Genomic DNA, 22,992 nt, shown 5'->3' with positions numbered 1-22,992 from the left:
TTTTAAGCGTTATTTTCGTTCAGTCTTTTCAGATCGCGCTGTATAATTCTTCTTGATACGCTAATACTCACTTCATACAGAATGATTAGCGGAAAGGATATCAGCAACTGGCTAATCACATCCGGAGGAGTGATTACCGCAGACACAATCAGGATTACGATAATGGCGTGTCGGCGGTATAGCTTCATAATCTCCGGTGAAAGCAGTCCTGCCTTGGTGAAGAAGTATACAATAACCGGCAACTCAAACATAAAGGCACAGGCCAGGCAAAGCGTGGTCAGTGTCGAGATGTAGGAGGAAAGGTCAAACTCATTTACAATTGACGGATCCACCTGATAACCTGCCAGGAAGTTGATGGAGATAGGGGCTACTACGTAGTAGCCGAACAGCAGACCCATTGCAAACAGCACCGATACCCAGAACACCGCACCACGTGAGTTTTGCTGTTCCTGCGGGTATAGGCCAGGCTTCACGAAGCGCCAAATCTCCCAGAAGGCGTACGGAAAAGCCAATGCCAGTCCCAGCACCAGCGACACCATGATGTGCATGGAGAACTGGCCGCTCATTTGCCGGCTTTGTATCGTAAAGCCCAGGTCTTCTATACAGAATGCGCTTGATCCAAAATATTGACTGACCTTACACATCATCTGGTAGCTAAAGAAGTCCGTACGAGACGGAGCTAAGATGATATCATGAAAGACGAAGCCTTTGGCAAGAAAGGCCGCAGTAGCAAACACTAGGATGGAGGCTACTGACCGTATAATGTGCCACCGCAACTCCTCTAAATGGTCCACAAAGGACATCTCCTGCTGCTGTTCCGCTCCCTCGAGGTGTGGTTGGTCCATTAATGATGGCTTTTAAGTAAATTCTTATGATTGAATTAGTAAGCAAAAAGGGGATAGTCTTTCATCCAGCTGTTCACTTCTTTGCGCACAGCCTCTATTTTGCTTTCGTTATCGTGGTTAGTAAGCACATTGTCCATCAACTCAACTATGCGCGCCATGTCCGTCTCTTTCAAACCACGTGTCGTAATCGCAGCAGTACCTACGCGCATACCTGAGGTCACAAACGGCGACTTATCATCAAAAGGCACCATGTTTTTGTTGATAGTGATGTCTGCCTTTACAAGCGTATTCTCTGCCAGTTTGCCTGTTATACCTTTCGAACGCAGGTCGATCAGCATCATGTGGTTGTCTGTACCACCTGAGATGATGTTATAGCCACGCTCTACAAAAGCCGTCGCCATAGCTTGTGCATTCTGCTGCACCTGCTTGATATAGCCCATGTAGTCATCAGAAAGTGCCTCGTAGTAGGCCACTGCCTTCGCTGCGATCACGTGCTCCAGTGGTCCGCCTTGTGTACCCGGGAATACCGCACCATCCAGCAAAGACGACATCATGCGGATCTCGCCCTTTGGAGTCTTCAGGCCAAATGGATTTTCGAAGTCTTTGCCCATCATGATCATCCCGCCTCTTGGCCCGCGCAGTGTTTTATGCGTAGTGGTCGTTACGATATGGCAATGCTCAAACGGATTGTTTAACAAACCTTTTGCAATCAAGCCAGAAGGATGGGAGATATCGGCCAACAGCAGAGCACCAACCTCATCGGCGGCGGCGCGCAGTTTCTTATAATCCCAGTCGCGGCTATAAGCAGAAGCACCACAGATGATCAGTTTTGGCTTCTCGCGACGGGCTGTTTCTACTACTTTGTCAAAATCGATCAGGCCCGTCTCCTGCTCCACGCCATAAAAGCTTGGCTGGTACAGTTTACCCGAGAAATTAACAGGTGAGCCATGCGTTAAGTGACCACCATGCGACAGGTCAAAGCCCAGGATCTTATCGCCTGGCTGCAGTACCGCCAGCATTACCGCTGAGTTAGCCTGTGCTCCCGAGTGAGGCTGCACGTTTACCCAAGTCGCTCCAAAAAGCTCCTTTGCACGGTCGATCGCCAGCTGTTCCGACTGATCCACAATTTCGCAACCGCCATAGTAACGCTTACCTGGCAGGCCTTCGGCGTACTTGTTGGTCATCACACTACCCATGGCTTCCATCACCTGCTCCGAAACAAAGTTTTCGGACGCGATCAGTTCGATGCCGTGAGTTTGGCGTGCTTTTTCTTTTGCAATCAGGTCAAATATAGCTGTGTCTTTCTGCATGGCTGCTTTGGTTTGTTAATCTTTCAAAATTAAAGCTTGCACCTGAATAAACCAATGTTTCAAAAGTTTATCTACGACGACGGCAAAACTGCCTGCTTTCTTATCTTTAATCTCTTTGGGCTTTTGGTACCATTTACCTGTTTACAAACAGCAACTGCTATAAAGCAAGAAGGCCCGCCATTGTTGGCGGGCCTTCTTTATGATGGTAATTCTCAGATTACTGCTTCAGGAGTTTCACCTGTTCTGTCTTACCGTTAAACTCTGTCATCAGGATATAGATACCTGTTGGCAGGTTATTGTTCAGGTTCAGAATGATTGTGTTCTCACCCTCTTCGATGTCGTAGCTCAGGTTCTGAACAGCCGAGCCGTTCATATTCACGATGCGTACGTTCAACTTACCTGCTCTGTCTGCATTGAACACCAGCTTAGAGTCAGCATTAATTGGGTTAGGATATACTCTTGGGCCAACTGCCAGGTTCACTCCGTTAGACGATACGGCTACTACCTTGCTGTATTCAAATGTACCATCCAAGTCCACTTGCTTCAGTCTGTAGTAACGTGTACCGTTGAAGTTTCCTTTGTGGTTGAACTGGTAGTCCTGACGAAGCGAAGTCGTATTTACTTTACTGTTCACTTTGCCTACCGCCTTGAACTCACCTTTCAGGTCTTCCGTCATCTGCACCTCGAAGTAATCATTGTCAAGCTCAGAAGCCGTTGCCCATGTCAGCTGAACACCATTGCCTTGCTTCGTAGCATTGAAGGCGATGAGTTCTACTGGGAGTGGGGTGATTCTAGAATTTAGCGTAACATTTACTGACGCTGCGTCAAAAGCGCCATGGATGATTACACCATTTTGATCACTTTCTGCTTCCGCTGGTGGGTTGCTTCTTACGTAGATGGTGGTCGGAGCTAGTGTACCGTCTGTTGCACCAGTCAGCGTAATGCTTCTGCCCCAAGTTCCATCTTCCCCAGTACGTGACATCTCAAAGTTGTTTGGAACATTACCCGCCGAGATAGCTGGTAAAGCCAAGTTTACATCCAGTTCACCTACAGCTAGGTAACTTGCGCTAACAGTGTACTCTTGCATTTCAGATGTTTCACCTGCTACTACGTCAAAAGTAAGGCTAGACTTAGAAACTGTAATCGTTGGCCTTGCAATATGCAGCTCTACAGGAGCACTTGTTTCTTCATAACCTAGTGATGTAATCACAACAGGGTTTGTTCTAGCACCTTGTCGCACAACCATGCTAACTGTTGAAGGGTCGATTTCGGTAAAGCTGAGTATATTCCTAGTGTCTACTCTTATTGTTCCGATATCTTCCAACTGATAGCCTCTGATTCGAACCGTTTCGTTGATTCGGACTGGGTTAGCTTCTGTAATTACATCACCATTAGCTTTCTCGAATCTTACGATTACAGGGCTGGTTACTGTGAATGGAGCCGTTGTTACGAATGGTCCAGCAGCATTCTCAACCTCAATAACTCCTGTAATGGCATCTCTTGGAACTTGGACAGTTACCCAGTCGCCGTTTACATCATCATAATCTGTAACAGTTGCAGGAATTCTAACTTGCTCTGTTGTCGCAGGAATAATATTGCCACCGTGGCCTCTAAACCATACGCTGATGTTACCACCATTTCTACCGAGCAAATCCCACAGGTTAGCGCCATTTAAGGTAATGGTCTGCAATGCCTGCTGCTCTGTTTCGTCGATGCTCGTAATAACAGGAGCTTTCACGATTCGGAAGATATCGCTAGTCGCAGTATTAGTACCCGAAGTACGTGGCGTTGTTACCAGTATTCTTCCTGCAGTTGTGTTGGCTGGTACATTCAGGGTGATTTCTGTACCAGTTGCATTCACGGTAAAGCCAGTTGTTATTGTAAGGTCATCCTCAGTATTATCACTTCTACCTAAGAATGTAACACTAGTAGCCTGGTCGAGGTTAGTGCCTTTAATAGTAAGTGAGTTGTTTACTAAGCTCGAAGTAGGGTCGAGTGAAGTAATGGTTGGTGCACCGATGATGGTGAGCGAACCGCCTCTTCTTACACCACTACCGCTTTGCACTGTTACAGCTGCTGTTGACGATGTTGAAGCTCCAGCAGGAACAATAGCTACAATCTGCGTTTCTGTTGAGCTCACTACTGTAGCATCTGTTGTAGTGCCATTGAATCTTACAGTCGGAGCAGCTTCACTCATCCCTACTGCTCCATTGGCTGGATTGGTATTATAGAAGCTTCTAAAGTTGTTGCCAGTTATGGTTACTTCAGTACCTATACCTGCATACACTCTATTTGGAGTAACAGATGTAATGATAGGCTTGATAACAGTGAAGTTATTGTCTGCAACGCTGCTACCAGACAGGGTTCTCACTTCCAGTTTGCCAACTCCTGAATTTCCTGGGTCATTTGTGAAAGGTGCTACAAAAGTAATTACACCTTCTGTTTCTCCTGCGGTAACTACCGTGTAGTTCTCTATTGCTGTACCTTTGAAAGATACCCCTTGCACATCAATGAAGTTAGTACCCCTAATGGTAACCGTTTGGCCCGCATAAGCTGGGTTTGGCTCTATAGAAGCTATTACTGGAACCAGAATGGTGAAGTTATCGCTGTACCCTATACCGCTTCCTGATTCAACACTAATAGAACCTGAAGTAGCACCAACTGGCACTTTTACAGTAATCTCCTGATCTGTAAAATCATCTACTATCTCTGCCAATGTTCCGTTGAAACGAACAATTGGTGTAAAGTCGGTAGCTACAGATGTCCCATCAAAGTATGTGGTGAAGTTAGTACCCTTGATTGTAACAAGGGTAATCTCCGCATATCCCTGAGTAACTGTTATTTCGTCAATAACTGGCTCAATAACAGTATAATTACCCGTACTTGTACCTGTTCCAGCTGGAGTTGTTATAGCAATTGGTCCAACCCCTGCATCGAATGGTGCTTCTACAGTAAAGGACTCAATTTCACCATTTCTTACTACTGTTCCAATTATCTCAGCTCTAACACCATTGAAGGTAACACTGTCGATATTTGTAAAAAACTTTCCGCTAATAGTCACCAATTGGTCAGCGTAGCTTTCACTTGGAGTGAAAGTAATGTTAGCTGGCGCTGGCACTAAAAAGTCGTCTTCGCTCTCTACGGTACCTCCTCTGGCAATAATGGTAATTGGGCCAGTAGTAGCATCGGCAGGTACATTTACCTTAAATCGCTGGTAGGTTACGTTATCAATTACAACTGGATCAAGCACTATACTTGTCAGGTCTTCTACCTCTGCCTCGTTGAATAGGATTCCTGTTATACCTTCAAAGTTTGTACCTGTAATCGTTACCTCTGTTCCACCTACACCGCTTGTTGGGTCAAAGGAGTAGATGCTTGGCTCAGGTATAACTATAAAGGTATCCTCTGAGGTATGACCTCTCTCACCATTTACTATCAACGTAAGCTGTCCTGTTTGAGCTCCTGTCGGAACTGTCACTGTCAGGGTACCGTCAGGGTTGTAAGTAGCGGCAGCCTCTGCTCCATTAAAATCTACTGCAGTAACTCCCTGATTCAGCAGCCAACCTGTAATAGTTACTACTGTAGCTGGTGTCGCTGCTTTTCCTTGGTTAGGTGTGAAGCTTATGATTTCTGGATTTCTTACCACTTCATAAGTACCAGTACTTGGCGCACTGTCGCCTGCCGTGTTCGTTACCATTAGCTTGCCTGTAACAGCATCAGATGGTACAGTAACAGTTATCTTTTGGTCTTGAACATTTACTGCAGTAGGAGCAACGTTTATGGTTACATCATCATCTTCATCGTTCTCATCGCCCAGGAATGTTACTACCATACCTTGCGCATAGAAGTTAGTGCCTGTAATCTCCACTTCGTTGCCCACTATACCTCTTGCTGGAGTGAAAGACGTAATGGTTGGCAGTTGGTAGATAAAGAACTCTCCGCTTGCATCTGAGCCAAAATTATTCGCTACCGTAATTACGCCTGTTATAGCACCTGCTGGCACGTTAAAGGTCATGGTAGAGTCGCTGGCAATTTGCAGGTTGGCAGCAGGTATAGCCGTTGCGTCCTCACCCACGAAAGTTACAGTTGTAGCACCACCGTCTTCTACTTCATTTAAGAAGTTATACCCAGTCATGGTAACTGCTGTACCTGCTGCTCCTTCGGTAGGAGTTATAGCCAGGACTTCTGGGCTGCGCACGATGGTAAACACAGCGGTTTCGGTTTCGTCTGCTGGGTTTATCACAAGCAGCTCACCTGTTTCAGCATTGGCAGGTATAACAAACTTCAGTTCAGTATCGCTTGCGTTTGGCGCTGCAAAGATTACACGTGCATCACCTTCATCTGGAGTACCACTCTCGCCAAGGAAAACAACATCTGACACATACTTCAGGTTGCTACCTGTTAGGGTAATTTTTCCGCCTCTTGGTCCTCGTAGTGGCTCAACTGTACTGATCACTGGTGCCAGAATCACATCGAATGTACCATCCCATATTGCCTCACCACCCAGGGTGTTTACTTTCACAATGCCTGTTGACTTTGTAATAGTGGTAGGTACAGTGAATACAATTTGAGTACCTTCATTGATTACAGCAAAACCTCCTACATTCTCATCATTTGCTCTTTCAACTGTGGCATTGCCAATTGTAACTGTTGTTGCTGTTTCAAAGTTGGTACCTGTGATGGTTACTTCATCGCCTACCAGCGCGAATGTCTGTCCGTCTTCTACAGAGAGATCTCCTGTTGTATTGGCAACGCTAGCAATGGTTGGAGCTGCTACGAATGTGAAGGTTTGCTCACTCTCTACAGATACGATAGTACCTGACAGACCTGGCGCATCAATACGGATACGGCCTGTTTTAGCATCTGCTGGAACCTGTACAACTAATCTTGTATTGCTGTTCCCTGTTAGTGGTCTCTCAATAGCTACTTCTCTATCATCATCTGTGTCGTTTTCGTCGCCTAAGAACACCACCTGACTGGCACTCGCCAGGTTAGTACCCCAAAGTACGATTTGCATACCTGGGCCTGCTGATGTCGGCTCGAACTGAATACCTTCTCCTCCATTGTAATCAGCAAAAGCAGGGGCTGGCAATTCAAATTCAGTTGAGGTTATACCCTCGTCAGCAGCGCTCTTCACAGTTATAATACCTGTGCTGGCTCCCAGGGGAACAGTAGCTGTAATTTCGTTGTCGCTTACTATGTCGAATTCTGCAGGCACGCCATTGAAGAACACGTCTGTAGCTGCCAGGAAATACTTTCCGTAAATTGTTACTTCCGTATCTACTGCACCAGTAGCAGGTGTAAACTCCACTTCGCTTCCCTCTTCTTCAATTACTTGCCCAATCTGTGGGCCTAGCACCGTGAATTCAGTTGACGTTGCTGTGCCTGCTGGAGTAGCTACTGTTATCGGGCCTGATACGGCAGCGAGGGGGATGGTTATCGTTAATCGTGTATCTTTAGTGCCGTCTTCGAAGGTATAAGCTGCATCTACTCCACCAACCTTCACTCCTGTTACACCTGTAAAATAGCGGCCGTTCAATGTTACTTCATCGCCTGGACCAGCGGATGTAGGGCTAAACTCTGTTTCTGTAGTAAATTCAGCATCGGCAAACTCTGGAGCCGGCACTTCAAAGTCTGTTGCGCTGCTAGCCTCTCCGTACGGAGTTATTACTCTTATCGGTCCGCTTACAGCACCAGTCGGCACGTTCACTATTATCTGGTCAGACGAAACACTGCTTGGGTTCAGGGTAGCTGCTATTGCTCCAAAGAAAACTTGGCTTGTTTCATTCAGATGCACACCTGTAATGATTACTTCTGTACCTGGCACCCCGAAGGCTGGCGAGAAACTTCCGAACTCTGGCTGTTGGGATACTTCAATAGCATCTAAGAACAAATAAGGTGTTGTACCTTCTCCTATACGCTGGAATCTTACGTTTTTAGCATTACTTGGCAGGTATACACTGTCGCGCGAAGGAACTGTTGTTGCAGAGAATACTCCTTCTTCAGTATACCCCGCAGCTCCTGCCACACTATAAGCAACGCGCATACTGGTGGGAGCTGTTGATCGCAAGCTGAAGCTCACCTTATAACCCGTTTGGCCTGTACCCGCTGCGTCTTGTAGCTTTACATCAACAAATGCAGTTGTTGCTCTAAGCTGAGCAGAGCCCCCAGAGTTGCTTGGAGTAATTTCTGCTCCATCTGAACTTAGGCCCCCTGATGTTACAATGCCACCTGCTGGTAGCCCTCGCCAAGGTCCATCATGAGTAAAAGGTGTTTGTGCCACCACTGTGGAAGCCAGACCCAGCATAATCACACACTGCAGGAGCAGTGAACGTATAAGCCGGCCTAATGGGGGAGTGTAGATTTGTGCCATAGCTAAAAGTTAAGAGTTAATAAATTTTTGTGCAGTTTTAATGCTAAGTTAATTATCACAAAATAAGATAATTTATCTTTTACTTTTGCAATATTAATCCCTGTTTTTTTGTCTGATTTTAACTTCTCTTTTCTAATATGCATTTCTGCTAATTTAAAGGCTATTTTCTAAAAGGCGCCTTTGTTATGTTATTTGAAAACTTTTCATGTTTATTTTCTATCAATAGAATTAAATAGTGTTAACTCTTAACTTTTCAAGGATTGCATAAAAATATTATATATAGCCTTTTGGTATTATTTAATTTCTAGCTCTAATACAATCTCTGTTTTTTTTCAAGCATTCAAACTCGTGCAATTAATGCTGGATTGCATACTCCTATATGTATTTAAGCCAAAATATTGAAGGCTTTATTCAACCATACCGATTTATGCATTAATTATTTAATATTCAGCAAAAACCGCATCATTCATTATTTTTGGTTAACAGTTTAAGCATCAATTTAAATCAGAAATAAGTTCTTATTTGATGATATAGTTTGAAGTAAAATACACTACTTACGAAGACGCTTTATATCTAAAAATGTGTATATTATATTTAAATCAAAGTATATAGAAGTGTTTTAAAGCAAGTAGCGCTCTTCAGGTAGCATTCTCTTAGATGCTTAATCTATTAAGTTACTACCACAACAAAAAAGGGGCTGCAGAAATCTGCAGCCCCTTTTCTTTTTATAATGTAAGAACTTTCTATCGCTTCATAAGTTTGAAGGTATGCTTCGTATCATTGTCAAGCACATGGAGTATATACATGCCTTTAGTTTTTACACCCGTCATATCTACACTAATTGAGTTACCAGCAGTTTCTTCGGTGCGCTGCTGCAGTACTTTACCCATTGCATCAAGTAAAACCACTTGCACTGTACGAGCCTCAGATCCATTAAGTGTTACAACCACCACATCATCAAATGGGTTAGGGTATGCTGAAACATTTGCGCTATAACCATCAAGCGCTACAGCTTTAATAGCTGAAAACGAACTTGTACCGTCAAAATCAATCTGCTTCAGGCGGTAGTAGCGTGTGCCCGACACAGCCTTTGTATCCAGGAAGCTATAGTTTTGCTTCAGTGAAGTGGTACCCACCTTGCTCTCCACAAAATCAATTGCCTTAAAGTCTCTAGCATTAGTTGACACCTGTACTTCGAAACCTTTGTTATCCAGTTCCGAAGCCGTCTCCCATGTCAGCATCACGCCCTTGGTATGACGGCGGGCATTAAAGGAGGTGAGTTCTACTGGAAGAGGGATGATTGAACTACTATATAATGTATACATTCCCGCTATATCTGACGTAGTTATAATAGGAATGGAGCTATAAGGCACACTAGTTGCTAACCTCATAATATTATCCTGAGTAAATTTATACAAATCGTAAGTATCTTCTTTTGGCGCGTTCAAATCATATTCAGCAAAACTAAATGCTAAATTTGTACCTATTACTCCTGATCCTGCCGTGCTACTTACTATATATTGCCTATTCGCACTTTGTTCATTTCTTTCTAAATGTGAGGTTCCTGTTGTTCTACTAACAGTTACTTGACCAAAATCAGCGTTACTGTTGATAATAGAAAACCCAATACCACCGAAAGCTTGAGTTGCACTTGTTGTTACGGCACGTGTAGCTTCTACTGTCCCCATGATATTCTGATCAGCGCTTTCACCTAGAATGCTTGCTGTATTACCTAAAACAACTTTGTTATCTCCTGTGCTTAAAATGGCTGCGTTCAAGGCAATTGTACTATTTACTGTGACATTGCTTAGCAAGCTCTTTGCCCCATTGGACAATGTCAAGTTATTAAACACTAGCGCATTTGTTGAAGAAATTGATTTATCGACACCATTTAGCTCAATTGTACTTGCCCCTGCATTAAAGGCTCCTGTATTTGTGAAGTTCCCCCCAGTTCTAATGGTATTTGTGCTGGCGGTGAATGTTCCAGCGTTAGCAACATTGCCAGAAATAGTATGCGTACGATTGCTGCCAGCATTGAAAGTACTTCCGCTGTTCACAGTTAAATTGCCAGAAATAGGTAAGTTGCTGTCGGCAGTCTTTATACCAGAGCCAGCAACTATCAGATTATTAAAGCTGCCCTGACCAGTAAAAGATACCGTTCTATTGGCACTTGCATTCAACTCAACTGTACTTGTGCCTGGCGTGAGAGTTCCTGTACTTGAGAAGTTACCTCCCGTTCTGATGGTACTTGTGCTGCCATCAATCGTACCCGCGTTAGATACATTACCAGATACTGTATGGGTGAAGCTGCCCGCGTTAAACGTACCGCTGTTTACCGTTAAGTTTCCTCCGATAGGGAGATTGCTAGTGGCAGTTTTTATTCCTGTACCCGAAATTGTTAGGTTGTTCAGGTCACCAGCACCAGCAAAATATATAGTCTGATTTGCATTACCATTCAACTCTATTGTACCAGACCCTGAAAGGAAGTTTCCAGCATTATAAAAGTTTCCTGACACAGTATGGGTGTGACCGCCCGCATTGAAATAATGTAAATTCAACCAAGCACCATTAACAGTAAAATTACCTAAAATGCGAAGAGCATTATTAGCCGTTTTTAGACCTCCCCCTGATAAAATCAGATTATTAAAGCTACCAGTGCCGTTAAAGGTAATAGTATGTTGAGCTGTTAAAGGGAAGATGTTTACACCATTTAATTCAAAGGTACTTGTACCTGGGTTCAGGTTTCCAGAGTTCGTTAAGTTGCCAGAAACGGTATGGGTATAGCTTGCTGCATTAAATGCGCTGTTGCTATTTATAGTAAAGTCACCTGAGACAGGCAGATTACTGCTGGCCGTCTTTGTGCCCGCACCCGACATAGTCAGGTTGTTGAAATTGCCCTGGCCAGTAAAGGAAATGGCTTGTGCAGCTGCCCCATTCATCAAAACTGTACCATCACCCGAGTTGAACCTACCTGCGTTTACGAAGTTACCTGAAACAGTATGGGTGTAATCTCCTGCGTTAAAAGTGGTTCCGCTGTTCACGGTGAAGTTACCTGAGACATTAAGGGCCGCGCTGGGCGTTTTGGTGTTCGAACCCGCCAATGTAAGATTGTGGTAGCCTACGTTGGCTATTGTTTGAGCTGCTCCATTGTACTCTACGGTACTTGTACCTTTGTTGAAAGTACCCGTATTAGTAAAGGCACCTCCTATCTTAATGATACTTGTGCTAGCATTAATTGTTCCTGTGTTTATTAGATTACCAGAAACAGTGTGAGAGAAGTTCCCTGCATTGAGTGTGCTGTTCACGGTGAAGTTGCCTGAAATGTTAAGATCAGCACTAACAGATTTTTGACGCGAGCCAGTCAAAATCAAGTGATGGTAATCTACGTTTGCTATAGCCTGATTAGCTCCAGAAGTACCATTACCAGTATACTCGACTGTACCTGTGCCTTTGTTGAAAGTGCCAGCGTTACTGAAAGTACCTCCTATTCTGATTGTACCTGTATTCCCATTCAATACTGCCTTATCTATCTTTCCACCATTTGGCGCTAGAGACAAATCTCCTAAAACTTCCAACTCACCATTTATATTTAAAACTCTTGTTCTTTCTGCTCCTGTAGTTAAATTTAATCTACTAGCTGTTAACTTAATATTGTTATTGATTGTGAATGTATATGTATTTGGATTGCCATTTCCTGTCCCAAGATTCAATTGTGAACAACTAGCATTTGCTGTAACTGTGATGTCATGTGCTCCAATATTTACATTATCATTCGCATTAGGTAACCTTGTTGCTGCACGACCGTCCATATTCCATGTAGTGACACTATTCCATTCTCCACTGACTCTAGAAGTAAAATTCGCCCCCCAACTCTCCCCACTAACCAGCAGAAAAAAGCTTAAGAACAGTAACGTGAAGATTTTGCCACTAAGAGCCGTTCCCAGGGCTTTGGTAGCTGACTGCAGGGTGATAGCAGCCGAAGATGGATTGTAGATGTGTTTCATATAGAACATGTATGGTAAGTGAATTCCGTAAGGGTGTTTCGCGTACGCGCGCGTAAAATCATAGGCAATGGAATTCCATTATGCTTTTTCAAGCATTTCATTGCATATATCATGCAATAGAATAAGTATAGGCTAACTACTTAAAAGACAAGAACTAATGCCCTCGTTTCAAATCAAACCTTTACCTCAATAAATATTCTGGATTTATCTTTTGCCTTTCAACAAATAAGTGTAATTATTTATTTATATAAGGCAATATTAAAGATAAGGATGTGAAAAACCATACAATTGGTGTTATTTTTTTTATAACTTAAATGCAAATAGCACCAAATTATACCTAAAAAACTTAATTTGTATATTCAAAAAAATCTATTATAACGATTCAAATAATTAATTATCAGCTCTTTCTACGAACATTATAAGGTCGGTCTAAATTGCACTGAATATTCAATAAATTAGTGTCTAAATCCAACGCAACCATGTTGCCATAAGCAGCATTTTTGTAGTAAACACAACCGGCATCGAGGTTAATTCGGGCGTCTTGGTGTGCAACGCTTTTTTTGATAGAGTGGAGGGCAGTGGGGGTATGGCCGTGGAGAAGCCTCTTGTTATCCAGACGGTCCCAGTCAACTTCGTAGTGCCTTATGTTAAGCATGGCTTCTTTATCACTAAAAAGGTCAGTTTGATGGAAGTCGAAGCCTGCATGTACCAGAAAGTAATCGGGAAGTTCTAAGTAGAAGGGGAGAGACTCTATAAAGTTGGCATAGTTGGAGGGGAGTTTCTTGAAATCGTGCATCCCGAAGTTGTGAAGCACCATCTCTTTTTCCTGATCTGACAGATTTAAAGCTGACTCACCTTTTGAGGTGGCTTTGAGCAGCATCTGGTCGTGGTTTCCGCGCAAGCAGTGTACCTGGTATTGCTGCTTTTGGAGGTGGATGATAAAGTCCAGGACGCCTTTGCTGTCAGGACCTTTATTTACATAGTCACCCAGCAGGTATAGCTCATCTGTTTTCTTGAGTTGCAGTTGCTCGAGCACGAGCACTTTGAAGGTGCGGGCGCAGCCGTGTATGTCACTGATCGCGTATCGGGCCATGGCGGGGTACGTCTGGTCTGAACCGGTTTGAAACAGCTAAAAAAATAGCACCTGTTTCGTAAGCAGGTGCTATTCCTTTCAGCTGTTTTTCTGATTAGTTGTATTTATTGTTGTCCAAGCCTGGTTTGTGAAGATTGCGGTTCGGGTTGTTCACGCGCACATTGGCTCCTGTTTCATCCGCATCGTCCACGGTATACTTATTTTCCAGGTCTTCATGTTCAGCTCTTGTGCTGTTTGGATCTACTGGCTTGCCGCCAGCAGCTTTGTCCTGACCGCGGCCGGTTGGCTTTCCTGAATCAGCCCCGCCGGGCTGGGTATGCTTATATGATGGCATAATGTGTCTCCTTGTATTTAAGTTAAAAATAAAAGGCAAGCGACCTCGGTCTTTACCCGAGTGAAGCTATACCTGTTTTAAAAATCAGTTATGATGATCAGGTACCACGGCCTTCGTCTTCGGTACGCATGTTATCGGGCGGTGGCGTGCCATCGTCGGCAAAGTCGTTGACGCCGGTGGCTGATGGACCTTCTGAGGCCGTATCGCTGCCGAAGCCTTCCTTACCGTCGCGGTTGCCAAAGCCACCTCGCTGGTGTTCGTTCTTCGGCGGATCAGCACCTGGTATAATATGCCCCGCACGAAATTCCTGATCTGTCGTATCATCCTCTATCACGCGAACTGGCCTGTTTTTGGCCGCATCGCTGTGCTGCGATTCCCCTGCGTGTTTATCGTTTTCTTTATTTTCCATAGTTGTGTCTTTATCTTGCTCCACTTGAGAGCCATACCTGTTTTTACTCCATTTCGGCCGCTATGGTTTAGCTAGATTAGCTACCCACCAATTCACCACCGTTCACATGGATCACCTGTCCTGTTATATAGGATCCATCCTGAGAAGCCAGCAGCACATAGGCCGGCGCTACTTCCGATGGCTGCCCGGGACGCCCAAGCGGCACATCCTGGCCAAACTCTTTTACTTTCTTCTCATCAAATGAAGCAGGTATAAGCGGTGTCCAGATGGGGCCCGGAGCCACAGCATTCACCCGTATTTTCTTTTCCGCCAGGTTAGAGGACAGAGAACGGGTGAAGGAAGTGATCGCTCCTTTTGTAGAGGCATAATCCATGAGGTGATGACTGCCGCGGTAGGAGGTAACGGAAGTAGAATTGACAATGACACTGCCTCCTTTCATGTGCTCCAAAGCCGCTTTAGTCATGTAGAACATCGAGAAGATGTTTGTCTTAAAAGTACGTTGTAACTGGTCTTTTGATATGTCCTTCAGATCTGTCTGCTCGTGCTGTTCCGCGGCGTTGTTCACCAGTATATCCAGTCCCCCAAGGTCATTTACAGCCTGCTGGACAGCTTTTTTGCAGAAGGCCTCGTCTCCGATATCACCTGAAATGATCACCCCTTTGCGACCTTCCTTTTCTATAAGTTGCTGGGTGTCTTTTGCGTCCTTGTCCTCATTCAGGTATACGATGGCCACATCGGCGCCTTCACGGGCGAAGTGTACTGCCACGGCGCGGCCTATACCACTGTCACCGCCTGTGATGAGCGCTTTCTTGCCTTTAAGTTTATCACTGCCTTTGTAATTTTCGCGTATGTACTCCGGCTGCGGAGTCATTTTATGCTCCTTGCCTGGCTGTTGCTCCTGTTTCTGAGCAGGTACTTCTTCTGGTTTGTTTGCCATAGTTTTTATAGTTTTAGTGTGCTTGCAGTCCATACCTATACGCCTGCATTTTTGGCCTAGTTACCGGAGCCTGGTATCTTGCGAGGTAGCCAGCCGTTTATACCTTAAAATATACCCCTAGATTATGTGTAAAGAAACCGAAGATAAATTGACCCGCAGCTTTGAGTTCAAAGACTTTAGAGCGGCCATGGCTTTCATGAATAAAGTGGCCGATGTGGCCGAAGAGCTAAACCACCATCCGTGGTGGAGCAATGTTTACAACAAAGTGGAGATCGAGCTGACTACACATGACGCCGGCAATACCGTTACAGATAAGGATGTTGAATTGGCCCGGCGCATTGATCAGCTGTATGACGAGCTAATGTTCTGAGGCTGTATCACCAGAGTTGCTGTCAGGAGTTGGCTTATACCCCGACATAGCAATCAGTCCTTAACAATCGACAATTAAGTAATACCTTTGCTGCATGCAGGAACCTGAAAAAACCAATCTATACCTGGTGCCGACTCCTATCGGCAACCTGGAGGATATTACGCTGCGGGCTATACGCATATTAAAGGAAGTAGACGTTATACTGGCCGAAGACACACGCACCAGCGGCAAACTGTTGCAACACCTGGGTATAGAGAAGCGCATGCACAGCCATCACTTGCACAACGAGCACAAGGCCAGCGCCCATCTGGTAGAACGCATGAAGGCCGGCGAAGTAATGGCCCTGATCTCGGATGCTGGTACACCCGGAATTTCTGATCCCGGCTTCCTGCTCGTGCGCGAATGCCTGAAGGCTGACCTCAAGGTAGAGTGCCTCCCTGGCGCAACTGCCTTTGTGCCAGCCTTGGTTAAATCAGGTTTTAGCACCGACCGATTCACCTTTGAGGGTTTTCTGCCTTTGAAAAAAGGACGCCAGACACGCCTGATCAGCCTGGCAGAGGAGGAGCGCACCATGATTTTTTATGAGTCCCCGCATCGCCTGCTCAAGACGCTCACACAGTTTAAAGAGTACTTCGGGGGAGAACGTATGGCTTCTGTTTCACGTGAAATCTCGAAGATGTTTGAAGAAACTGTAAACGGAACACTCGACGAACTGATCGAGATTTTTACCACCAAGGCTATAAAAGGGGAATTTGTAGTGGTAGTTTCCGGCTCGGGGGCGAAGTAAACTGCTCATACAACAGGGCGCTATACCTGTGTCAGGAGGGAGACTTAATTAGAACATAGAAGATGCATGACCTTGAGATCCATTTTTCATCTAAACGCAGATAAGAGTAGAAGGATGAAATTGTGATTTCTATTTTGTGATACGATTAAATTTATGAAGCTATACCTTAAAAAGCTTTCACTGATTTTGATGTTGCTGCTTTTTGCCGTGCAGGCTAAGGCGCAGTTTGAGGGTACTCGTCTTTCGCCAGAGGCTAAAATCAGCCTGATCACCTGCTCGCCTGGTGATGAGCTTTATGCCATCTTCGGGCACAGTGCTGTGCGCGTCAACGATCCTACCACAGGTATGGACATTGTGTTCAACTACGGCACCTTCGACTTTAACGAGCCGGGATTTTATATCAAGTTCATACGGGGTAAGCTCAACTACAAGCTCTCCATTGCTTACTTCCAGGATTTCGCCTACAGCTACACCCTAGATAACCGCTCTATTTATGAGCAGGAGATGAACTTTACAGAAGCGCAAAAACAGCAGTACTGGCAGTTTCTAACCAACAACTACCTGCCCGAGAACCGTTTCTACCTATACGACTTCTTTTTCGACAACTGCGCCACACGCATCCGCGATGGTATAGAAGCTACTTTCCCTAACCAGATGGCCTTTAATGTGGCGCATTTGGATCAGGACATGAGCTTCCGCAACCTGATCGACCTATACCTGCCTCCGCAGCCCTGGTCCGACTTTGGCATCGACCTGGCCTTGGGAGCGCCTATCGACCGCAAAGCCACTCCTTATGAGTACATGTTCCTGCCCGATTATCTTTCAGAGGGATTTGCCAGCGCCACGCTCCAGCAGAACGGCCAGCAGGTGCCTTTGGTAGGTGAGCCAACAGTTATATTCCAAAATAGCCCAATGCCTGCCTCGGCTGGTAGCCTTTTTAACCCCGTGCTGGTGTGGTGGCTGTTTTTTGGCCTTGTACTGGCCCTCACGGTACTCGACTACAAGCGCCGCACACGCAGCCGCACGTTTGATGTGTTCCTGTTCCTGATCACAGGTCTGCTGGGTGTGCTGCTGTTCCTACTGTGGTTTGCCACAGACCACCAGGCAGCTGCGAATAACTTTAACCTGCTTTGGGCACTGCCTACCCATGTTGTAGCCGCTGCATTCCTGGCCAGGCCTGTACTACCGGGCTGGCTGCAGAAGTACATGCTGGCGACGGCTGCGCTGGCTTTCATCACATTGTTGTTATGGATGGTGTGGCCACAGCAGTTACATCCCGCAGTTTTTCCGATCGCTTTAGCCCTCCTGGTAAGAGCCGCGTATACGGTTTGGGCTGCCAGACAGCCGGCAGTGATCAGCAACACAAACCCTAAAATCAAAGAGCGTATATGAACTTGCAGCAACTTTGCCATAATGCCAATATCATCGTCAAAAGGGTAGGCGCCTTTATAAAGCACGAAGCCTCAGACTTTGACAGGGGCAGGGTAGAGCTCAAGGGCTTCAATAACCTGGTGTCGTACGTGGACAAGGAGGCCGAGCAGCAGCTGGTAGAGGCACTGCGCAATCTGTTGCCGGAGGCGGGTTTTATAACGGAGGAGGAAACGGACAACACCCGTGGCGAACGCTTCAACTGGATCATCGACCCGCTTGACGGCACCACTAACTTCACCCACGGCCTACCACTGTACTCTGTTAGTGTAGCACTGCTGGACGGCGACGAGGTGGTGCTGGGCATTGTGTATGAGGTGAACAAAGACGAGTGCTTTTATGCTACAAAGGGCAACGGTGCGTTCTTAAATGACAACCCTATCCAGGTTTCGCCTGCAGAAGGCTTAAAAGATTCGCTCATTGCCACAGGATTTCCCTATTATGAGTTTGGGCTCACGCAGCAATACCTGCAGGTACTGGGTGCCTTTATGGGCAAGTCGCATGGGGTACGCCGGCTTGGCTCTGCCGCATTAGACTTGGCCTATGTGGCAGCGGGCCGTTTTGAAGGGTTCTTTGAGTACAATCTGAATGCCTGGGATGTGGCAGGAGGTGCTATTATCGTGCAAGAGGCGGGGGGTCACGTTTCTAAATTCACGGCTGGCGGCGACTATATTTTTGGTCGCGAAATTGTGGCCAGCAACGGCAACATCCACCAGGAAATGCTCGACACCATAGCCGAGCACTGGAAAGAGCAACTGCCCTGATTTTTAAGCTGAAGGAGCTTTAGAAAAAAGACCTTTTAGAGAACTCCTTTTGTCTTTGGGTTAAAATCAAGAACGGACCCTAAACTTTTTGTATCTTTGCATAGTTGATAGAGCAGAACGATATGGTACAGCAAATCATCATTTTCCTGATATTCGCAGTAGCGGTAGGCTATATGGGCTGGGTAATTTACCGGAGTTTTATGCCTAACAAAAATGCCGGCTGCGCCAAAGGCTGCGGCAGCTGCTCAGCCATCGACTTCAGCAAGATCCAGAAAGAGCTTGATAAGAAGGTGGTATAAACGTCTTTATTCCCACTACTCGGTTTTTGGCTTAACGCCTCACCTGCATCCGTAGGTATAGCCCTCATACCTGCGTCTGTGAAGACGCCTCTATTGATCGCACCTTATACCTACCTGCGCCTGCTTCCTGAATAATTCCAGCCCCTTTTTCGTATCCATTGCCTGATTTTGCGTATAGTTCTATACTTAACAGAACATCCCTTAAAACTATACGCTATGCAAGATAAAGTAGAAGAAAGATCCCTGGTCAATGTGCTCAACCGCCTGCGCAAAGATGGCTATACCTATGACTTTAAAGTATCGGGTGAAGGCACGCTTTGCACAATGGAGGACAAGCACACTTTCGGACCAGACCAGGTACGCATCGTGGACTTTTACCGCTTCGAAGGTGAAAGTGACCCGGATGACATGTCGATATTGTATGCTGTAGAAACCAGCAATGGCTTGCGCGGCACGATTTCTAACTCTTACGGCCCATATGCCGACGAGAAGGTAGACAACTTCCTGAAGCAAGTAGAAGACCTTGGCAAGAACCTCGATAAAAAAGACAAATAAAACAGAAAGGGCCGATTGATCGGCCCTTTCTGTTTTAACTGCAGTATTTGCTATGCCTAATTATCTGACATCTTGCGGCCATTCTTCATCTGGGCCTGCAAGTCTTCCAAATGCTCGTTTAGCTTCTCGCCACCTTTTATGCCGAAGTCCAGCGTCCTGATCGGGAATGGAATCATGATATCATTCGCATCAAAAGCCTTCTTGATCTTGATAATTGCATCACTCTTAGCCGACACAAAATCTATCTGGCGGGAATAAGATATCCAGAAGCGGGCTTTGAAGTCAATAGAGCTGTCATTGAACGCATCGAACATCACTTCTACATCGCGTGTCTTCACACGATTTTTCACATCCTGCAACGCTTCTATTACAATTTGCTGCACCTTTTCCAGATCTTCACCATAGGACACCCCCACATCCAGGTCAAGACGCCGGATACCGCTACTCGAATAATTGGTCACCGGGTTCTCAAACACCATTTTGTTAGGCAGCTTTACCAACTCACCTGATGGCTTTCGGATATCCAGCGTACGCAATGACACGCGCTCAATTACTCCAAAATAATCATTGGTCTCAATCATATCGCCTACTCCGAAGGGCTTTTGCACCGCAATGATGATGCCCGAGATGAAGTTAGCGGCAATATCCTGAAAGGCAAAACCCAGGGCCAGACCAATGATACCCACACCAGCCAGCAAAGAGATAACCACCCTGTCGAGTTGCAGCACACTGAGCACAAAGAAGAAGCCGACGGCTAGCAAAGCCAGGTATAGTATAGTAGATATCAGATTATTGAGCGCTGCGCTGTGTGAGATGCGACCAATCACTTTATCGAGCCCATTACGGATAAAGCGAGCAACTATAAATGTGATTATCAGGAGGATAACTGCCACAACAATGTTCGGCAGCATCAAAATCAAATGCTCGCCCCAGCCTTCCAGCTTACTTAGCAGTAACTCAATCGCTTTGTTAATGTCGTTCATATACGGTATTTAATGTTCTACTTGATCGTCAGGTACAGCTTAGGCCCATACCCGTGTGCCCTCGGTGCAGTTGCGGCACATTTCTATTTCTTCCCGTGACTGTAACAGCGATCTCCGGAATTGGTTATACCCCGGGCTGCGCCATACCTGCCGGAAACTTTGCGCTTTCACGTCACCCATGCGGTATTCGGCGTCCTTATCAAAGCAGCAGGGAACTACCAACCCATCCCAGGTGATGACGCAGGAGTGCCACATCTTCCAGCACTGGTTAAGCAACTTGTTTTTGATGGAGTAACTGCCATCGCCGTTGTTCCTATACCTGGAGTAATAGTCGATGGTAGGTATAAGCGGCGAGCCCTGCTCATAATCGTAGATCTGCGCCGTCTTAAATACGACTTCGTCCACACCAAGTTCGTCGGCCAGCGCCTGCACCTCCGAAATCTGGTGCTCATTGGGTCGCACCACCAAAAACTGAAACATAATATGCGGTGTGCGTGACTTCAGTTCTTTTTTCCACTTCACGACCTGCCGCGTGCCCTCCAGCACCTTATCGAGTTTGCCTCCCACACGGTAGGAGGCATAAGTATCCTGTGTGGTGCCGTCTATAGATACGATCAGGCGGTCCAGTCCTGACTCCACAGTTTTGCGGGCGGTGTCGCTGTCGAGAAAGTGGGCATTGGTAGAAGTAGCGGTATAGATGCCACGGTCCGATGCGTATTTGACGAGCTCCAGAAACTGCTTGTGCAGGTAGGGCTCTCCCTGGAAGTAGAAGATCAGGTATAGCAGGCGCTTATGCAGCTGGTCTATGGTGTCTTTGAACAGATCGGCCTGTAGCATACCTGTGGGCCTGGTGAATGAGCGGAGCCCACTCGGGCACTCGGGGCAACGCAGGTTACAGGAAGTGGTCGGTTCAAACGAAATACTGAGCGGATCACCCCAGTGCACGGCCTTGCGCGAAGCCCTTGCATACCAGTAGCTGCCTGCCACCTGCAGGGCGTTTAGCACACGCAGTGGCGTTAGTTTCGACAGGAAATTGAGCTTATCAGAGAGGTGCAGCTTCATGTATAGGTATGCAAAAGAAAGGGCAGCCCACAAAGGCTGCCCCACTAAATTATACTTTATGGCGCTAACGGCCAAAAATAAGGTTCGCTTAGTAACGGAAGAGTGCTTTTACGCTACCGTTATCATCGCCTGCCTCCGACAAGCCATTGTAGCTGCTCACGTATACCTTACCACCCTGCGCCAGCGTCTTGATAGCTGCCAAGTTGATCAGGTCGTCGTCGCCGCGCTGGTAGTCTTTGTGCACCTCTGCTACGGCGCTCTTGGCATCGTAACGTCCCCATACCGGGCTGCTTGGCGCAATGAACAGCGTGTCTACACGGCCATGCACGGCCTCGGCAGCCACGGTGGCAATGTCCTCTGAAGTTACGCCTGTTCCGGCCACGTTTTCGTAGCGGCTCAACGAGTCAGTGTGGCTCTGCTGCATCAGCGGCTTCATCACATCCAGCGCCTTCTCGTGTATGGTCTGCGGACTCATACCTGCAGCTGTTTCATTCAGGTTGATATTCTGCGGCACGATGTGCTTATACTTGCTGTACTTGCGGAACAAAGCGCAGTAGTGGTCCACACCTGCCAGTACCAGTGGTTCTGTGGCGTTGTGCAGAATTTCCTGCAGGCTATTATCGATCTCGTGTATGAACTCACGCACTTCGTCATGCTCGTCGTCGCCTTTTACAGCACCGGCGCCATGCACGATGTTCGATCCGTTCACCGTCGTAGTGGAGTGATGGAAATCCTGATCGTTGCCTTTGATTGTGAATTTCAGGGCCTCATTCATGCTCTCCGGCGCAAAGGCACTGATATCGATCTGGCGGATGCGGTCGATCGTAGCCTCATAGAATCCGATACGCTCACGGTAGAGCGACAGGATGAAGAAGCGACCGTTCTGGCTCAGGATCGGGAGCATAGGCGTGAAGTAGAACTGGTCGAGCACGTACACCACATCCGGCATCGTGATCGGCAGGGTATAGTGTGCCGAGAAGCCTTTGGTGATAAACACAGCCAGGCCTTCAGACTGATGACGCCAGAAACCAGTATCATTCAGCAGTTCTTCAGCAGGCTTCAGGTAAGCGTCAATTTCAGCATCGGCCACATCATGCCTTGCCAGTAGTATGCGGGCTTCTTTCAGTTTGTTTTTGAATAGCGTGTGGTCCTGACCGTTCAGTGTTTCGTGGCCAGCTCGGTGCGTAGGTATGTAGATAGAGATGCAAAGTGCGCCTTTCGTGTTGTTCTGTACATTGAGAAGCTTCTCAATGTCGTTTTTGTTGATTAATGCCATATTTTTCTAGCTGTTAAATGAATAAGGATATCTCAAACAATCAATTCCTTTCTATCACCCCCTTGCATAAAGGGGCTAGGCTTTAATTACGCACTAAACAAATACACGGTTATTGATGCTCTCATAAACGGTGAAGTTAGACCCAAAAAGAAAGCCGCCCATG

General features: G+C 46.2%; 17 protein-coding genes. 6 read left to right on the top strand and 11 right to left on the bottom strand.

Annotation, left to right across the window (positions count from 1 at the left end; all coding sequences use genetic code 11):
- Positions 1-2 precede the first annotated feature (2 nt).
- The 8 genes from tatC to Q1A54_RS15365 form a co-directional block, all read right to left on the bottom strand.
- Positions 3-845, bottom strand: coding sequence for a twin-arginine translocase subunit TatC (tatC, locus tag Q1A54_RS15400; protein ID WP_196116673.1), 843 nt, complete (start codon positions 843-845; stop codon positions 3-5).
- Positions 846-880: 35 nt separating this feature from the next.
- On the bottom strand, positions 881-2,155 hold the full coding sequence (glyA, locus tag Q1A54_RS15395; protein ID WP_299990022.1) for a serine hydroxymethyltransferase: 1,275 nt from the start codon (positions 2,153-2,155) through the stop codon (positions 881-883).
- 217 nt (positions 2,156-2,372) lie between these two features.
- Positions 2,373-8,201, bottom strand: a complete 5,829-nt coding sequence (locus Q1A54_RS15390; RefSeq protein WP_299990020.1) for an IPT/TIG domain-containing protein — start codon at positions 8,199-8,201, stop codon at positions 2,373-2,375.
- 1,070 nt (positions 8,202-9,271) lie between these two features.
- On the bottom strand, positions 9,272-12,532 hold the full coding sequence (locus Q1A54_RS15385) for a T9SS type A sorting domain-containing protein (RefSeq protein ID WP_299990018.1): 3,261 nt from the start codon (positions 12,530-12,532) through the stop codon (positions 9,272-9,274).
- 397 nt (positions 12,533-12,929) lie between these two features.
- Positions 12,930-13,625 carry a metallophosphoesterase family protein gene (locus Q1A54_RS15380; RefSeq protein WP_299990016.1) on the bottom strand — a complete coding sequence of 232 codons (696 nt, stop codon included), beginning with the start codon at positions 13,623-13,625 and terminating at the stop codon, positions 12,930-12,932.
- Between the two features lie 94 nt (positions 13,626-13,719).
- Positions 13,720-13,959 (bottom strand): hypothetical protein, encoded by a 240-nt coding sequence (locus Q1A54_RS15375; protein WP_299990014.1) that lies wholly within the window; start codon positions 13,957-13,959, stop codon positions 13,720-13,722.
- Positions 13,960-14,056: 97 nt separating this feature from the next.
- A complete protein-coding gene (locus Q1A54_RS15370) occupies positions 14,057-14,368 on the bottom strand; it encodes a hypothetical protein (protein ID WP_076421339.1) in 312 nt (103 codons plus the stop codon).
- A gap of 76 nt (positions 14,369-14,444) precedes the next feature.
- The gene (locus Q1A54_RS15365) at positions 14,445-15,305 is read right to left on the bottom strand and encodes an SDR family oxidoreductase (protein WP_299990010.1); all 861 of its coding nucleotides are present in this window, start codon (positions 15,303-15,305) and stop codon (positions 14,445-14,447) included.
- 124 nt (positions 15,306-15,429) lie between these two features.
- Between Q1A54_RS15365 and Q1A54_RS15360 the strand changes: the two genes are divergently transcribed.
- The 6 genes from Q1A54_RS15360 to Q1A54_RS15335 all read left to right on the top strand — a co-directional run bounded on the left by Q1A54_RS15360 (position 15,430) and on the right by Q1A54_RS15335 (position 19,508).
- Positions 15,430-15,675: a 4a-hydroxytetrahydrobiopterin dehydratase gene (locus tag Q1A54_RS15360; protein ID WP_299990008.1), complete on the top strand. Its 246-nt coding sequence runs from the start codon at positions 15,430-15,432 to the stop codon at positions 15,673-15,675.
- 94 nt (positions 15,676-15,769) lie between these two features.
- A complete protein-coding gene (gene rsmI / locus Q1A54_RS15355; protein ID WP_299990006.1) occupies positions 15,770-16,462 on the top strand; it encodes a 16S rRNA (cytidine(1402)-2'-O)-methyltransferase in 693 nt (230 codons plus the stop codon).
- Positions 16,463-16,615: 153 nt separating this feature from the next.
- Complete coding sequence (locus Q1A54_RS15350; RefSeq protein WP_299990004.1) at positions 16,616-17,854, top strand: DUF4105 domain-containing protein; 1,239 nt, start codon at positions 16,616-16,618, stop codon at positions 17,852-17,854.
- Positions 17,851-18,654 carry an inositol monophosphatase family protein gene (locus tag Q1A54_RS15345; RefSeq protein WP_299990002.1) on the top strand — a complete coding sequence of 268 codons (804 nt, stop codon included), beginning with the start codon at positions 17,851-17,853 and terminating at the stop codon, positions 18,652-18,654. Before Q1A54_RS15350 ends, Q1A54_RS15345 begins: the two co-directional genes overlap by 4 nt.
- 122 nt (positions 18,655-18,776) lie before the next feature.
- A complete protein-coding gene (locus tag Q1A54_RS15340) occupies positions 18,777-18,953 on the top strand; it encodes a FeoB-associated Cys-rich membrane protein (protein WP_299990000.1) in 177 nt (58 codons plus the stop codon).
- Positions 18,954-19,169: 216 nt separating this feature from the next.
- A complete protein-coding gene (locus tag Q1A54_RS15335) occupies positions 19,170-19,508 on the top strand; it encodes a hypothetical protein (protein WP_196116639.1) in 339 nt (112 codons plus the stop codon).
- 56 nt (positions 19,509-19,564) lie between these two features.
- On the opposite strand, the gene Q1A54_RS15330 is transcribed toward Q1A54_RS15335, so the two are convergent.
- The 3 genes from Q1A54_RS15330 to Q1A54_RS15320 form a co-directional block, all read right to left on the bottom strand.
- Entirely contained in the window at positions 19,565-20,491 is a 927-nt protein-coding gene (locus Q1A54_RS15330) for a mechanosensitive ion channel family protein (RefSeq protein ID WP_299989998.1), read from the bottom strand.
- Between the two features lie 39 nt (positions 20,492-20,530).
- The gene (locus tag Q1A54_RS15325) at positions 20,531-21,553 is read right to left on the bottom strand and encodes an SPASM domain-containing protein (RefSeq protein WP_299989996.1); all 1,023 of its coding nucleotides are present in this window, start codon (positions 21,551-21,553) and stop codon (positions 20,531-20,533) included.
- Positions 21,554-21,641: 88 nt separating this feature from the next.
- Complete coding sequence (locus tag Q1A54_RS15320; RefSeq protein ID WP_299989994.1) at positions 21,642-22,829, bottom strand: hypothetical protein; 1,188 nt, start codon at positions 22,827-22,829, stop codon at positions 21,642-21,644.
- Between the last annotated feature and the right edge of the window lie 163 nt (positions 22,830-22,992).

This window comes from uncultured Pontibacter sp. (assembly GCF_947502515.1).
Classification (GTDB): Bacteria; Bacteroidota; Bacteroidia; order Cytophagales; family Hymenobacteraceae; genus Pontibacter.
Note: the sequence above shows the minus strand (reverse complement) of the source record. Positions and strands in the feature narration are given on the sequence as shown.